The sequence below is a fragment of the Bacillus sp. FSL K6-1033 genome (assembly GCF_038630765.1).
GTDB classification, from domain to species: domain Bacteria; phylum Bacillota; class Bacilli; order Bacillales; family Bacillaceae; genus Bacillus; species Bacillus altitudinis.
Window position 1 is genome coordinate 3,227,198 of the sequence record NZ_CP152041.1, and the last position, 14,441, is coordinate 3,241,638.

At 43.6% G+C, this 14,441-nt stretch carries 13 protein-coding genes; 5 read left to right on the top strand and 8 right to left on the bottom strand.

All coding sequences use genetic code 11. The features are described 5' to 3' along the window. Nucleotides 1-55: 55 nt before the first annotated feature. The 8 genes from MHH31_RS16570 to MHH31_RS16605 all read right to left on the bottom strand — a co-directional run bounded on the left by MHH31_RS16570 (nucleotide 56) and on the right by MHH31_RS16605 (nucleotide 8,608). The gene (locus tag MHH31_RS16570) at nucleotides 56-1,324 is read right to left on the bottom strand and encodes an ABC transporter substrate-binding protein (RefSeq protein WP_035389707.1); all 1,269 of its coding nucleotides are present in this window, start codon (nucleotides 1,322-1,324) and stop codon (nucleotides 56-58) included. Between the two features lie 99 nt (nucleotides 1,325-1,423). Further along, nucleotides 1,424-2,845: a response regulator gene (locus MHH31_RS16575; protein ID WP_058337005.1), complete on the bottom strand. Its 1,422-nt coding sequence runs from the start codon at nucleotides 2,843-2,845 to the stop codon at nucleotides 1,424-1,426. Beyond that, entirely contained in the window at nucleotides 2,839-4,281 is a 1,443-nt protein-coding gene (locus MHH31_RS16580) for a sensor histidine kinase (RefSeq protein WP_217967767.1), read from the bottom strand. The genes MHH31_RS16575 and MHH31_RS16580 overlap by 7 nt, the downstream gene beginning before the upstream one ends. Then, a complete protein-coding gene (locus MHH31_RS16585) occupies nucleotides 4,278-5,279 on the bottom strand; it encodes a sugar-binding protein (RefSeq protein WP_047946929.1) in 1,002 nt (333 codons plus the stop codon). Before MHH31_RS16585 ends, MHH31_RS16580 begins: the two co-directional genes overlap by 4 nt. 70 nt (nucleotides 5,280-5,349) lie before the next feature. After that, complete coding sequence (locus tag MHH31_RS16590) at nucleotides 5,350-5,805, bottom strand: GNAT family N-acetyltransferase (protein WP_024719272.1); 456 nt, start codon at nucleotides 5,803-5,805, stop codon at nucleotides 5,350-5,352. Between the two features lie 109 nt (nucleotides 5,806-5,914). Then, nucleotides 5,915-6,523 (bottom strand): bifunctional 4-hydroxy-2-oxoglutarate aldolase/2-dehydro-3-deoxy-phosphogluconate aldolase, encoded by a 609-nt coding sequence (locus tag MHH31_RS16595; protein WP_024719273.1) that lies wholly within the window; start codon nucleotides 6,521-6,523, stop codon nucleotides 5,915-5,917. Continuing rightward, the gene (locus MHH31_RS16600) at nucleotides 6,495-7,511 is read right to left on the bottom strand and encodes a sugar kinase (protein WP_082627033.1); all 1,017 of its coding nucleotides are present in this window, start codon (nucleotides 7,509-7,511) and stop codon (nucleotides 6,495-6,497) included. Before MHH31_RS16600 ends, MHH31_RS16595 begins: the two co-directional genes overlap by 29 nt. An 86-nt stretch (nucleotides 7,512-7,597) precedes the next feature. Next, nucleotides 7,598-8,608, bottom strand: a complete 1,011-nt coding sequence (locus MHH31_RS16605; RefSeq protein WP_138279080.1) for a LacI family DNA-binding transcriptional regulator — start codon at nucleotides 8,606-8,608, stop codon at nucleotides 7,598-7,600. A 257-nt stretch (nucleotides 8,609-8,865) separates the two neighbouring features. Here MHH31_RS16605 and kduI point away from each other — a divergent pair, with 257 nt between their 5' ends. The 5 genes from kduI to MHH31_RS16630 all read left to right on the top strand — a co-directional run bounded on the left by kduI (nucleotide 8,866) and on the right by MHH31_RS16630 (nucleotide 14,288). Beyond that, complete coding sequence (gene kduI, locus MHH31_RS16610) at nucleotides 8,866-9,693, top strand: 5-dehydro-4-deoxy-D-glucuronate isomerase (RefSeq protein ID WP_017368169.1); 828 nt, start codon at nucleotides 8,866-8,868, stop codon at nucleotides 9,691-9,693. Between the two features lie 4 nt (nucleotides 9,694-9,697). Continuing rightward, entirely contained in the window at nucleotides 9,698-10,471 is a 774-nt protein-coding gene (gene kduD / locus MHH31_RS16615) for a 2-dehydro-3-deoxy-D-gluconate 5-dehydrogenase KduD (RefSeq protein WP_058213531.1), read from the top strand. A 104-nt stretch (nucleotides 10,472-10,575) separates the two neighbouring features. Continuing rightward, nucleotides 10,576-12,042: a spore germination protein gene (locus MHH31_RS16620; protein ID WP_024719277.1), complete on the top strand. Its 1,467-nt coding sequence runs from the start codon at nucleotides 10,576-10,578 to the stop codon at nucleotides 12,040-12,042. A 3-nt stretch (nucleotides 12,043-12,045) separates the two neighbouring features. Further along, nucleotides 12,046-13,146, top strand: coding sequence for a GerAB/ArcD/ProY family transporter (locus MHH31_RS16625; protein WP_024719278.1), 1,101 nt, complete (start codon nucleotides 12,046-12,048; stop codon nucleotides 13,144-13,146). Beyond that, nucleotides 13,143-14,288 carry a Ger(x)C family spore germination protein gene (locus MHH31_RS16630; RefSeq protein WP_076821232.1) on the top strand — a complete coding sequence of 382 codons (1,146 nt, stop codon included), beginning with the start codon at nucleotides 13,143-13,145 and terminating at the stop codon, nucleotides 14,286-14,288. The genes MHH31_RS16625 and MHH31_RS16630 overlap by 4 nt, the downstream gene beginning before the upstream one ends. The last annotated feature ends 153 nt before the right edge of the window (nucleotides 14,289-14,441 follow it).

Sequence of the window (14,441 nt, forward strand, 5' to 3'; positions counted from 1 at the left end):
AGCTACACTCCTTTTTTAAAAAAGAGGCGGTGCCTAACGGCCGCCTCTTTCATCTTTATTTCATTGAATCTTTTAAAGAAGAAACGAACTGACTGCTGTCTTTTTGTGTCACGAAAATATTGACGGCTTGGTTCGCCTTCGTGACAAAACCTTCTTCAGCAGCTGAGCCATGCGCAAGAGACGGTGCGAGCTTTGACTCTTTAAACGCCTTCATTGCCGATTTTCCATATTCATCATATTTTGATACGTCTGCATCCACACGTGCCGGTATTGACCCTTTCAACGGATTAAACGCATCCTGTCCTTCCACAGATCCTAAGACAGATAAGAATTTTTTCACGTTTTCTGGCTGTTTGACACCCTTCGGCAGTCCGAATGTATCCGTGATGACCATAAAGCTGCCCTCCGTACCAGGAGTAGCCACGTATCCAAAGTCTTTATTCACCTTCAAATCTAGATCATTCACAAAGTATCCTTTTGCCCAGTCGCCCATGACATTCATTGCAGCTTCCCCTTTTGCCACGAGCTGTGAGGCATCCTGCCAGTTACGCGAGCTATGATCGTCGTTGACGTATTCGAGCATACGTCCAAAGATGTCTGCCGCTTCCTTCACTTTTGCATCATCCATTTTTAAGTCGCCCGCCCAAAGTTTTTGATAGTCATCTGCACCTAGTACACCTAGAAGAACGCTTTCAAACAAATGAGTCGCTGCCCAAGGTTCTTTATCCCCAAGCGCAAGTGGAGTAATCCCTTTTTTCTTTAAGGCATCGGCTGTTTTGAAAAATTCATCAAACGTCGTTGGCGGTTCTAAGCCCTGATCTTCAAATACTTTTTTGTTATACCAAAGCACATTGCCTCTATGAATATTCACTGGAACGGAATAGATTTTCCCGTCTTTGCTCACAAGGTCAATCAGTGATTCTGGAAATTTATCCTTCCAGCCTTCTTTCTCATAAAGGTCATCCAGCGGCTCCATTTTACCTGCGGCTACCCAGCTCTCATTCAGCTCTGCTCCCCCGTGTACTTGGAAAGTAGCTGGCGGATCATCTCCTTGCATCCGGCTTGTTAGAACAGCCTTTGCATTCGTACCAGCGCCACCAGCGACAGCTGCATTTTCAATTGGAATGTCTTTATTTTTCTCTTCAAACAATTGAATGAGTGCCTTCAGTCCGTCTTCCTCACCTGCACCAGTCCACCAAGAGAAAATTTCTAGTTTCTCCGCTCCGCCCTCTTTTTTTGCATCTGAGTTCGTCGATGAACTGCAAGCAGAGACGACCAGCATACAGAGTGCCAATAAAGTAAAGCCTAATTTAAACTTCATCATGGATCCCCCATCCCTATTTTGTAAGCGTTATCAAAATAAGTATACTGGCAGATCCTTGCCTTTTTTCAGGCAAACTTCTTCACTTTTTTATGAAATTCTTCATTTTTTTACGACCTGTTTTCGATATTCCTTCGGTGAACAGCCAACCATTTTTTTAAACACACGACTGACGTAATTCGGATCAGTATATCCTGCTTGATAGGTGATTTCTTTTAAACTAAGCGAACTCTCTTTCAGTAGCTTCTTCATTTTATCCATCCTACAGGTCGTCACATATTCTTTAAACGTCAGACCTGTCTCATCCTTAAAGCGTTTGGTGAAATACGTCGGGCTTAAATCAACATAGGCGGCCGTTTGCTCCAGCGTGATATGTTCGCAAAAATGTGTTTGAATGTATCGTTTCGCCCGTTCTATATCATTCACCGTCTGGGTTCTTGCTTCATACAGATCAAATAAATGTTCACAGCATTGGCGGCATTCTGTTTCTGTAGTGATAGCTAGAATCGGCACATCTGCACGAAGTCGTGATTTGAGTAAAATGAGCAGCTCTTTCACATGAGAAATGGTTGCCCCTTCTAATTGGAAGGCATCATAGTAAGCAAGAGCATCATCTCTTCTCCCTTCTTCTAGTGCCAGCATCATGTCATCGGCAAGCTCAGGCAAGTTGATCAATACGTAAGGTTGTCTATCTGTATAGTAAAAGCCATAACGAACCGCACCGTCATCTTTTTTTCGCTGATAATAGGAAAGCTTCGCTTCTGCCGCACTTTTCTGAAGTTGAAGTGGATTTGAGACAGGATGACCCATGCCAACAATGACAGGTGAATGCTGCTCGCTTGTCATGGCAGCGCGAATGGCTTGCAGTACATTCGCCTTTAGATGACCAGGTGATTGACGGCTGTAAATCAAGCATGTAAACAGCTCACCGCTCACTTTGATAGGCACTGCTTGAAAAAGAGCAGACTCCTGCAAATGATTCAGGAGTTGATCCCCGCCTGTCCGCTGAACAGCGATCACTAGACCTGCTTGAAAATCCTGAAACAGCCGCTCAAACACTGTGGAGGAATAAGATTGACCGTTCAACACATGAGCTTCCAGCCATTTTGACTGCTGATTGACTTTCTCCGCCTGCCGCAGGGAGACCTCCTGCTGAATTTCTGCCGCAACAGAACGAATCGCTGTAATGGTTTCGTCTTTATCAGCTGGTTTGACAAGGTATTGTTTGACCCCTTCCTGCATGGCTTGCTTGGCATAATCAAATGTATCGTAGGCTGTCAGCATAATAAATTTAGTATGAGGACAGCTTGCTTTGATCTGTTTGATCGCTGTGAGTCCATCCATGCCTGGCATCTGAATATCCATGAGCACAAGGTCAATTGGCTTAGACCGCGCCAATTCCACCGCCTTTTTTCCATTCGCAGCTTCCCCTGCAATATGACAGTCTGGCAGCCATTCGGTCATGAATTTACGCATCGCCATTCGTTCAATTTTTTCATCATCAACAATCAGCACGTTCAGCATGCTCGCTCCTCCTTGATTGGTATTGTCAATTGAATGGTGGTCCCTTCGTTTGGCTTTGAATCAATTTGAAGGGCATCCTGCACTCCGTAAAACAAACGCAGCCTCGACATCACATTTCGAAGACCAATTCCTGTCGAGTGACCTTTACTACGTGTGTCTGGATGATCTTCTTCCTCTTGCGATAGCAACCTCTTTTTCTCTTGATCACTGATGCCAAGTCCATTATCCCGAATCCGAATCATGACAAAGCCATCATCTCGATCAATAGAGAGCTCTACAAGCCCCCCCTCCTCTTTTGGTTCTACCCCATGAATAAAGGCATTTTCGACAAGCGGCTGCAATGTAAGGCTCGGAATGTGAACAGATAGACACGACTCATCTATGGTCGTTTTGCATGTAATACGATCGGAAAATCTTGTTTCTTGTATATGAAAATATTCTTTTACCACTTTCACTTCTTGTTCTAACGTAACAGATGCGCTGAGAGGAGATAGCGAATACCGCATCAGCGTAGAAACGGATTGTATCAATCTCGATGTCGCATCAGCTGATTCTAAGTACGCCATACGTGAAACGATGTTTAATGTATTAAATAAAAAATGTGGATTCATTTGGTTTTGTAGTGTTTTCAGCTTCATGTCTTTAATTTTCTGATCTAAAGCGGCCTTTTGTTTCATCTCTTCAATCATGACCTTCATCTCTCGCCGCATTCGCTCAAAGGCATGATTTAACACAGAGATTTCGTCCTTCGATGACACATGCAAATTCGGACCATCAAAATTTCCTTCTGATACTTCTTTGGCACTTCGAGACAGATGAACGATCGGTCTTGAAATTCCACCCGCAATGATATAGGCCATCCATAAAGCGATGCCTATCGATAATGTAAACAGACATAGAGTAAAAAGCGCATACGTTTGATGTCTTTTTTGAAGGGATTGGTAGAGTACTTGATACTCAGATAATTCATCATCCAAAAGAGTCATTGTCTGCTCTTGGATATAAGAGGATACGGTTCTTACTTCTTTCACACTTGCAGCATATTCTTTGATTTTCCCTTTTTTGACATGATTCATTGTCGCATCACTTTCGTTTATGAGCGTCCGCATCATATATTGATATTTTTCAATGGAGGGGATGGCGGCATGAAGCCCTGCATCTTTGAGCAATGCTTGATCATATGATGTCATTTTCTGTTTTGATTCAGCATACCCCTTGGCAAACGCCTGATCCTTTTCGATGGCAAAGGCGTTGACCTTTTCATACATCGTTTTTGCCTCTGTCGAAATATCATTCAGCAGGAGAAAGGAACGAAAGCTCTTGCTATATTCTGATGTGATTTTTGAACTGCTCCAATACACAAAAAAAGCGGCCACATTACCAAGGAGCACAAGAATTAAAAATGCCAATAATAATTTACTTCGTATTTTTCTCATGGCTGAACCCCCTGTGGTCTTTCCGTTTGATGAAGGGGCAGGTCTCCTCGCCGAATCACACTCGTCCCTGTGTACTGCAGCGGTTCTTGTTTATCCCCTTGCTGCAAACGAACAAGAGATTCAACCGCTTGATAGCCCATTTCATAAGGGTGCTGTACAACCACTGCATCAATTTTCCCATCATCCAGCGCTTGAATCGTATCAGGCAGAGTATCAAATGCGAGCACATAAACATCTTTAGACGAATGATATTGCTCTGTTGCTTGAATAATGCCGACACCGTCTAATGCACTTGTTCCATAAAATGCGGTGAGCTGCGTATGATCATTTAACAATTTATACGCAGCACCGGAAGCACCTGATTTCGTAATCGCCGACTCTTCTATTCCAGCAATATGAATGCGTTTCTCACCAGAAACGGCATCTCGAAACCCCTTCACGCGAAGCTTCTGGTGAATCGCATCAAGCCGTCCCGTCACAATGCCCACATACTGTTCGCCTTTTGTATCGGCGATGAGTGCCTGTCCGGCGATAAAGCCAGAATAATAGTTATCTGTTCCGACATACACTTGACGCTTGCTCCCCTCTGCATCGGTATCGACTGTGACAACATCTATACCTTTCTCTCTTGCTTTTTGAAAGAGCGGTTTGTATCTCTTTGTATCAAGCCCTTGCGTCATAATGCCATCCACATGACCAGCAATCGCCATATCAATGGTTTTTAGGTGATCATCCAAATCAGCCTGCTTTGGACCTAGGTATTCAAGATACACCCGATGAACTTCCGCCGCATCAGCAGCTCCCTTTTGCACCAATTGCCAATATTCATTATCAAGTTCCTCCGGTACAAGAACAAAGTGATATTGATAAGTTGATACCGTCTCATCGGAAGCGCTTTCTATTTTAACTAAATCTTGACCTAATACAGATAAAAAAAGAACAGATACGACACAAAATGTGAGAAATGCGCCCATTCCGAACACCTTCGACCATTTCATTCACATTCTCCTCCTTCCATTGTTGCCGCATAAAAAAAGAGCTGCTTATAAAAGCATACTCTCTCGACCTCTATAATTCCTTTGTCATAAATAAACTGTTCGGATCTTCTTGGTATGAACCAAAAGGCGGACAATATTGAAATCCAAAGCTTTCATATAATTTTCTTGCCGGTTCAAAGAAAGCAATCGCACCTGTTTCAAGGCTGACTCTTTTATACCCCCGCCGCTTCGCCTCTTGGAGAAGGTGGGTCAACAGATGCTTCGCCACGCCTTTTCGCATATGGGCTGCTGCCGTTCTCATCGATTTGAGTTCACCATGTTCACTTGATAGCTCCTTGATGGCTCCGCAGCCAAGAAGCACCTCTCCATCCCTTGCACTCCATACTGTGACATCATGTTTTTTCAGATGGTCTAACGGAAGGGCATGAATGCTTTCTGGCGGTGAATGTTTTTTCATCTCTTCTAAATGAGCTTTAATCAATTGTTCAATTTGACCATCTTTTAGTTCATCTTGTTGAATGTACATATCGACCTCTCCTTTATGCTCATTTTATGTGAAAAGAAGCGCCTTCCCATCTTTTATGTCAGATAAACGAACAAACAACCGGCAGTCATCAGCCGGTTGTTTATGTGAACTACATGATGGTGGAAGAAAGAACAGCCTGTAATTCTTCTGCTGTACTGCTTTCAAGCTGGCTGCCGACACCTACTGCAACGGCTCCTGCTTCAAGCCACTTTGGCACATCGACTGGATGAATGCCTCCTGTTGGGATGAACTCAACCTCTGGAAACGGACCTTGCAAATTTTTCATATAGGACAAACCGAAGGAGCCGCTCGGAAAAAGCTTTAACACGCTGTATCCATTTGCTTTTGCCTGCATAATTTCACTCGGGGTCAAAACACCTGGCACGTAGAGTATATCGTGAAAAGATAGGTGCTCTCCGATAGTAGGAAGATATCCAGGGCTAACGATGAATTGAGAGCCGGCTTCAATGGCTGATTGTGCCTGCTCAAGCGTTGTAATCGTTCCAGCTCCGACAATCAAGTCGTGGTCATGCTGGTAAGATGCAATGATCCGCTCTGCATTGGGCGTGGTATATGTCACTTCGATGGCCCGCACCCCTTTTTTCTTTAAACGACCAATCATCTCTATCCCGTCTGCTTCACTACCTGCTCTGACCACCGCAATGAGTTTACAAGCTGCGAGCTTCTCTTTAACGCTCATACTTGCTGACTTTCCCATACCTCTCATCTCCCTTCATATCGTGTCGCCTTTGATATCGTTTGGCTTCTTTTATAAATGCCTGAAGCTCTTTTCGAGTCGGCAGGCCCTCGTGATCTCCTGGGGACATGACTGCAAGTGCTCCAATGGCATTGCCTCTTGTCACCGATTTTTCATATGATAATCCGTCCAGCAGACCGCTCATCACTCCCACTGCAAATCCATCACCAGCTCCGACTGTATCCACGACATGAGACACATGGAAACCATCCACTACACCTTGGCCGGATGCACTTTTGAAATAGGCTCCTTCCGCTCCCAGTTTAATGACCACAAGCTTGACGCCTTTTTGTAAATAAACATCCGCAATCGCTTCCGGCTCATGACATCCAGTGAGTCTTTGACCTTCTGCAAGCCCTGGGAAAAACCAATCTACTTGAGCAGCCATCTGGTTCACCGTATGAATCATGTCTTCTTCCTCTTCCCATAGTTGAAGTCTAAGGTTCGGGTCAAAGGAAATGGTTTTTCCTGCTTCTTTCATTTCTTTAAGGGCATGAAAAGAAAACGCTCTCATTTCACTAGACACAGCAGGCGGGATTCCGGTCATATGAAGATGTCCTGCCTGCTGAAAATAAGTGGACGGGAAATCGCTTGGGTTCAATGTGCTCGCAGCAGAGCCTTTTCGGTAGTACGTCACATCAGGGTCTCCATCGATGACTTTTGATTTAAGCAATATTCCTGTTTTGGCTCCATCATTTGAACGGAGTACTGCCTTCGTATCGACCCCTTCTTTTTGAAGCTCTTCTAAAATAAATGTACCAAGTGAGTCCGCCCCGACCTTACTCATCCAGCCTACGCTAAAGCCTAATCTTGCCAAGCCGACCGCAACATTACTCTCTGCACCAGCAAGTGCTTTTTGAAACGTATGCACTTGGTGAAGCTCGCCAATTTCTTTTGCATAAAACATCGCCATTGATTCCCCAAATGTGATCACATCCAATGCTTTCACTCATTTCTCCCCTTTCTTGGTACCGGTTTCAAAACAGTTGAAAAAGAGAGAGCATGCACGTATGTATACTCTTCTCTGCCTAACGTTTATAAAGATTTTCTCACAATGATTTCTCCATCAAGTTGAATGGTCTGGGGTGCACTCTTATCCCCTTCAAGACGCGTCTTGATTTTTTGCATCGCCGCTTTCCCCATCTCATGAGATGGCTGCGCCACCGTAGTGATGCCTGGCCCGATCAGCTTATACCATTCTGTATCATCAAATCCGGCAATGCCTATCTCCTCAGGAATCTTTACCCCAAGATCGACAAGTTCACTGATGAGCTTCAGCATGAGTAATCCATTGCCTGCTAAAATCGCTTTTTTCTGATGGCTTGATTGTAAAAAACGACAAATCTCATCTCGCATTTGTTCCTTTTGCTTCAAATTGATTTCTGCAATCATAGGTGTCTTATGTTGACTCATCGTCGTCTGTTCATAGGCTTCTTTTCGTTCTTCACGTGGACTAATCCCATCGACCGGCTCAGTAAAGAAAGCGATATGTTCGTAGCCTTTTTCATACATTTGGTGAAGTAGACGAGCCGTGATGTCACGGTTATTCGTTGTGACGGTATCGACCTTGAGTTCAGGTAACTTACGGTCAACAAGAACAATCGGTACACCGTTTTGCTTAAAGTCTTGCAAAATGTCATTGTTTTGACCGGTCGTATTAATGATCAGCCCTTCAATATAATGCGCATTCAGCTTCAGAAGCATTTCTCGTTCTTTTTCTGGACGATTATCTGTGTTGCACACCATGATGCTGTATCCATATTCATCACAAATCTCTTCCACACCACGAAGTGTCGCAACAGAGAATGGATTCGTAATATCAGCCACAATAAAACCAATGACCTTGCTCTTTCTTACTTTCAATCCTTGGGCAAGCTGACTCGGACGGTAATGGAGCTCCTCAATGGCTTTTTTAATCTTTTTTACCTTTTCAGGAGAAATTTCATTTGTTCTGCCATTGATGTATCTGGATACCGTTGATTTTGAGACACCTGCATATGCTGCAACTTCGTTAATGGTGACTTTCGTTTGCTTTTTCTCTTTCATACAAAAAACTCCCAAGATTGATCTTCTCATTTGTTTCGAAACCGATTTCAAATAAACTTAAAAAAAGCATACCACAAGTTGAACTGTATCAGAAGATTTTTTTCATGAACATGAAGAAAAAAAGCTTTTATACAATTAAAGAAAGCGATTTCAAATTAACGGTTGACGCCGCTCTCTTTTTCCTCTAGAATTTTCCTTGAAACCGATACCAAATAAAACAATCATATGTTTCAGATGGAAAGGGAGGCTTATCTCAAATGGAAAATCGTTATGCTGTACATCCTGAGCAGGTCAAGCGTTTTACAACAGAGGAACTTCGTCGTCATTTTCATATTCCGACACTCTTTGTCAGTGGTGAATTGAAGCTATATTATTCGCATGAGGACCGTGTGGTGATTGGCGGTGTTATGCCGACATCAGAACCGATCAAGCTAGATGCCGGCGACTTTTTACGTACAGAATATTTCCTTGAAAGACGGGAAATTGGCATTGTGAATGTCGGCGGCCAAGGTACGGTTACAGTCGATGGTGAGTCATTTGTGCTGGAGCATAAAGATTTCTTATATATTGGACTTGGACACGAACATGTACAGTTTGCTAGTTCATCAGGTGAGCAGGCCAAATTTTATCTTGTGTCAGCCACAGCTCATAGAGCGTATCCGACACAAAAGGCTGCGATTGCTGAATTAACACCGAATCATTTAGGGGAAGCATCCGCCTCGAACGTACGGAATCTGTATCAGGTCATTCATGCAGACGGCATCCAAAGCTGCCAGCTTATGATGGGCATCACTCAGCTTGAAACCAATAACACATGGAACACGATGCCTGCTCATATACATGACCGGCGGATGGAAGTGTACTTATATCTTGATATAGAGGAAGACGCACGTGTCTTTCATTTTATGGGGGAGCCATCTGAAACGAGACATCTCGTTGTAGCAAATGAAGAAGCCGTCATCTCACCTGCCTGGTCCATTCATTCAGGCTCAGGTACCGCAAATTATTCATTTATTTGGGCAATGGCGGGAGAAAACTATACGTTTAAAGATATGGACTTTGTCCCGATGGACCAGCTGAGGTAATGAGATGACGACGACATCATATGTAGCGTCCCTCTTTTCCCTCGAAGGCAAAACAGCTCTTGTCACAGGTCCTGGAACTGGTATTGGGCAAGGTATTGCCGTAGCGCTTGCCCGTTCAGGTGCAGATATCATCGGCACCTACCACCATACGCCGCTTGATGAAACAAAAGAACTTGTCGAACAGACCGGCAGATCATTTCATGCGATTCAAGTAGACTTTGCAGATCCTAAGTCCGCAAAGCGGGATGTTGATGCCCTTTTAAAACAGCATTCAATTGATATTTTGATCAATAATGCTGGGACCATTAAAAGAGAAGAGGCTGCTCAATATTCAGAGGAAAACTGGCATACTGTCATGGATGTGAATATCAACAGTCTCTTTTTCCTCACGCAAAAGGTCGGACAGCAGATGCTGAAAAAAGGGCAAGGGAAAATTGTCAATATCGCTTCCCTTCTATCATTTCAAGGCGGTGTCTTTGTTCCCGCTTATACAGCAAGTAAGCATGCTGTCGCAGGTTTGACGAAAGCTTTTGCAAATGAATGGGCAAGTCAGCATATTCAGGTCAATGCGATCGCGCCTGGTTATATTGCAACCAATAACACGCAAGCCATTCGTGACGATGCGAACCGGAATGAAGAGATTCTGAAACGAATCCCCGCTGGACGCTGGGGACGGCCTGAAGATCTAGCAGGTGCCGCCGTCTTTCTCAGCTCCCCTGCCTCTGATTATATGAACGGTCATATTTTAGCCGTAGATGGCGGCTGGCTGGCGAGATAAACATGTGAAGAGAATTCCTATTTTAGGGGATTCTCTTTTTTCTATTTGCATAATTCTTCTCCTTCCGAGTCACTCTATAAAAAAAGACATGAGGGTGAGGTATTATGAAAAGTCGTATTGAACAAGATATAGAGTCCGTCATTCAGCGTGTCAAAAGCTTTGCCGGCAAAAGTGATGATATCGTGTTCCACTCTTTTTCATTTGGTCCTTCCGCTGTCTCTGCATGTCTCGTGTACGTTGAAGGACTCACAGAATTTGAGATGCTTTCCAAACAAATTATTTCACCTATGCAAAAGGAACTGACCATCACTGAGGTCGACCACACCACACTTTCTCTCCTTTCTAAAACGTTCTTTGGTATTCAAAATGATGTGCTGGAAGATATGAACCTTGCCATCGAGCAGTTATACAGCGGCAGGGCTATTTTATTTGTGGATAGGGCCACTCAAGCTCTTGCGCTCCATACGAATCTTTTTCAATTTAGAGAAGTAGAGGAGCCGCAATCAGAAGTCCTTGTTAGAGGACCAAGGATTGGATTTATTGAAAATCTTGAAAAAAACACGGCATTGCTTCGTGAAAGAGCAAACGATCCGAACCTTGTCATTCAAAAGGTAAACATAGGAACTCGCAACAAGAAATCTGCTGCTCTTGTGTATGTTCGTGATATCGCAGACCCCAAACTAGTAGATGATGTCTTCTCTCGTATGAAGCAAATCAAAATGGATGATATTCCTGAGAGCGGCTACATAGAACAGCTGATTGAAGACAGTCATATCTCTATTTTCCCGCAGATTCAAAATACAGAACGTCCTGATCGGGTGATTGCCTCTGTGTTAGAAGGAAAGGTGTCTATTTTGCTCGATGGGACGCCGTTTGCCCTCATTATGCCGATGACTCTCACTGCCTTGATGCAATCACCGGAGGATTATTATCAAAGATGGACAAGTGCGACTCTTTTGCGTTTGCTCCGTTATATTGCCGTGCTTTTGACGATCTTTTTACCGGGACTCTATATCGCCCTTGTTTCCTATCATCCTGGTTTATTACCAACACGAATGGCACTTACCATCGCAGGCAGCCGGCAAAATGTGCCCTTTCCTCCTGTAGTGGAAGCCATTTTGATGTCGTTTACGATTGAACTGCTGCGGGAAGCTGGACTTCGTCTTCCTAGGGCGATCGGGCAGACGATTGGACTGATTGGCGGCGTCATTATTGGACAGGCGGCTGTCCAAGCCAATATCGTCAGTGCCTTAATGGTCATTATTGTGTCTCTGACGGCACTAGCCGATTTCACTGCTCCATCATATGATTTCAGCTTCCCCTTACGCATTCTGCGGTTTATGGCCATCTTCAGTTCAGCCATGTTTGGATTATACGGCCTCATCATGTGTTATTTATTTGTACTTTGTCACTTGATGCAGCTAAAGACCTTTGGTTTTGACTATTTCACACCTGTTTTGTCTTCACCGTTTTCAGATTTAAAAGATACGTACGTTCGTTTACCAATAGGGCTATTTAAATCGAGACCGAAAACAGCCAAGACAAAAAATCTCAAAAGACAAGGAGAGTAAACGATGTACAGAGCTGAGAAGCTATCATTGTTACAAGTCACCATTCTGTGCAGTTCTACAATGATAGGCGCTGGAATTTTAACCATTCCTCGCAGTTCTGCCAATTCAGGATTCCCTGATGGCTGGATCATTGTATTAATACAGGGAGTCATCTTTGCTTTCGTTGCTTTTTTGCTAGGTTGGATTGCGGAGAAGAATGCACCGGATACCATTTTTGAATCGAATACAAAAGGAGCCGGTGCATTCTTTGGCACGATCTTTAACCTAATGCTGATCGGTTATTTACTAGCCATTGTGGGCTTTGAGGCGCGTGTACTGGGGGAAGTGGTTCAGTTTTTCCTGCTGCAATCGACCCCTATGACGGTGATTGTGATGATTTTTTTACTTGTGGCCACCTATCATTTAAAAAGCGGAATTTTTCCGGTAGTGAAAATGGTGACATATATTTATCCGATGACCATGATCATTTACATTGGGCTCATGCTGTTTAGTTTGAAAATATTTGATTTTGATTACTTACGCCCGGTAATGGCTCACGGGTTTAAAGATTTTAGTAATTTGTTCTCTCAAACATTTATTCAATTTACAGGCTTTGAAGTCATTTTGTTTGTCGTACCGCTTATCTATAAAGACAAATGGTCAAAAGCGAAATGGGCCGCAGCGATCGGTGTAGGGATCACCACACTTATTTACTCCCTCACGCTCTTTATTGTGATTGGTTCCATGACGGTTGGAGAAACGAAATCACTCACCTGGCCCACTGTCTCCCTCATTCAAGCGCTAGAACTAGAAGGGGTCTTCATTGAACGCTTTGATATTTTCTTACTGACGATCTGGACGTGCCAGCAGTTTATTTGTATGCTTGGCTTTTTCCAATTTGCTATTAAAGGCTGTCAAACGGTTTTTAAGACAACCAATTTAACGAGACTGCTATGGTTGCTGTTTTTGCTGACCTCAGCTCTCTCTCTTTTTCCGAGAAATATCAATGAAGTCTTTTACTACTCGACTTTACTCGGCTATGCATTATTCGCTGTGTTAGCGATTCCTTTTTTAACAGCTGTTCTGCTCATGATACGTAAAAAATGGGGAGGTCGATCTGCATGAAAGGACGGCGTTTATGGCTCACCTTTCTGTCTTGCTGTCTTTTGATTTTATCGACAGGCTGCTGGGACTTAAAGGATATTGAGAAATTATCGTTTGTACGCGGTGTTGGCATTGACGAGGAAGATGATAACGGAGTCAAACTCACCTATCAAAACCTTGTCCCTAAAATGGGCGGAACACAAGAAGCAGATTCCCCTGGCTATGTGAATGTCGTCTCAAAGGGGAAAAATGTACTGGAAGCAGTCAGCAATGTCGCTTTGAAGGACCCGCCGATTTACAGTGATCACCTCAAAATCTTTTTGTTTGGCAAAAATCAAGCCGAGCATCATGATATTCAAGGAACACTCAACCACTTTATACGAGATGATGAGGTTCGAAGAAGCAGCTACCTCTTAGTGTCACGGCATGAGGCTTCAAAAGTCATCAATCAAAAATTAAAATCACAACAAAAGGTGCCAGTTGAGCATATTTTTGAAACATCAAAAAACCGGAGCTTTAACGGGAAGATTTTACTGCCAACACGTATTGGCCGAGCGTCGGATTACTTTCAGATGGGTACAAGCTTTCTTGTCCAAAGTGTGGATGTCGTAAATGGAGAACTCACCTATGATGGTGCAGGCATTATCCATGGAAAAACACGAAAGCTGATAGGATTCATACCAGCAAAAGATGTCCAATCTTTAAACTGGGTCATGAATCGCATCTCAGGCGGAGTCGTACCCGCCACCTACAAAGGCTTTCCGATTACGTATGAAATCAAGAAAGCAAAGTCCAAGATTGAACCCTATCTGAAGAACGGAAAGATTTCCTTTAACATTAGTGTACAAACAAACGGGAAACTATCAGAAGATCAATATCCCCCTGAAAACTCATACGATGAGCAATACATCAAACGATTTGAGCGCATTTTTGAACGCAAAATCAAAGAACGCATTCAAAAAGCTGTCCACCACATGCAAAAAGAAGTTGGTGTTGACCCGATCCTTTTAAATCGGCAGGTGCGCATCAAGTATCCAGACTTTTGGGATCAGCACCGCAATGAATGGGATACACTATTTCAAGAAGTAGACATTGCATATGACGTCAAAGTGAGCATTTTGAACTTTGGTGCAGAAGGCGCAACGAAAAGCTTTAAATGGTAGCACAAAAGGCGGTCATCCGCCTTAGATGGTTGACAAAGGGCTAAAATGAACTTTGTTTTAGCCCTTTGTCTTCTTTTCAGCGTGATAGAAAACCTTTGCAGTCTAGGAAGGACGAGTACCGGAGCGGAGTGAATGAAGGATTCGCGAGCACCG

Excerpts from the sequence above, each read along its gene's own strand:
- MHH31_RS16630 (WP_076821232.1), top strand. The coding sequence starts at position 13,143 with ATGAAAGGACGGCGTTTATGGCTCACCTTTCTGTCTTGCTGTCTTTTG.
- MHH31_RS16625 (WP_024719278.1), top strand. The coding sequence starts at position 12,046 with ATGTACAGAGCTGAGAAGCTATCATTGTTACAAGTCACCATTCTGTGC.
- MHH31_RS16595 (WP_024719273.1), bottom strand. The coding sequence starts at position 6,523 with ATGGGAAAGTCAGCAAGTATGAGCGTTAAAGAGAAGCTCGCAGCTTGT.
- MHH31_RS16580 (WP_217967767.1), bottom strand. The coding sequence starts at position 4,281 with ATGAGAAAAATACGAAGTAAATTATTATTGGCATTTTTAATTCTTGTG.
- MHH31_RS16585 (WP_047946929.1), bottom strand. The coding sequence starts at position 5,279 with ATGAAATGGTCGAAGGTGTTCGGAATGGGCGCATTTCTCACATTTTGT.
- MHH31_RS16570 (WP_035389707.1), bottom strand. The coding sequence starts at position 1,324 with ATGATGAAGTTTAAATTAGGCTTTACTTTATTGGCACTCTGTATGCTG.
- MHH31_RS16590 (WP_024719272.1), bottom strand. The coding sequence starts at position 5,805 with ATGTACATTCAACAAGATGAACTAAAAGATGGTCAAATTGAACAATTG.
- MHH31_RS16575 (WP_058337005.1), bottom strand. The coding sequence starts at position 2,845 with ATGCTGAACGTGCTGATTGTTGATGATGAAAAAATTGAACGAATGGCG.
- kduD (WP_058213531.1), top strand. The coding sequence starts at position 9,698 with ATGACGACGACATCATATGTAGCGTCCCTCTTTTCCCTCGAAGGCAAA.
- MHH31_RS16605 (WP_138279080.1), bottom strand. The coding sequence starts at position 8,608 with ATGAAAGAGAAAAAGCAAACGAAAGTCACCATTAACGAAGTTGCAGCA.
- kduI (WP_017368169.1), top strand. The coding sequence starts at position 8,866 with ATGGAAAATCGTTATGCTGTACATCCTGAGCAGGTCAAGCGTTTTACA.
- MHH31_RS16620 (WP_024719277.1), top strand. The coding sequence starts at position 10,576 with ATGAAAAGTCGTATTGAACAAGATATAGAGTCCGTCATTCAGCGTGTC.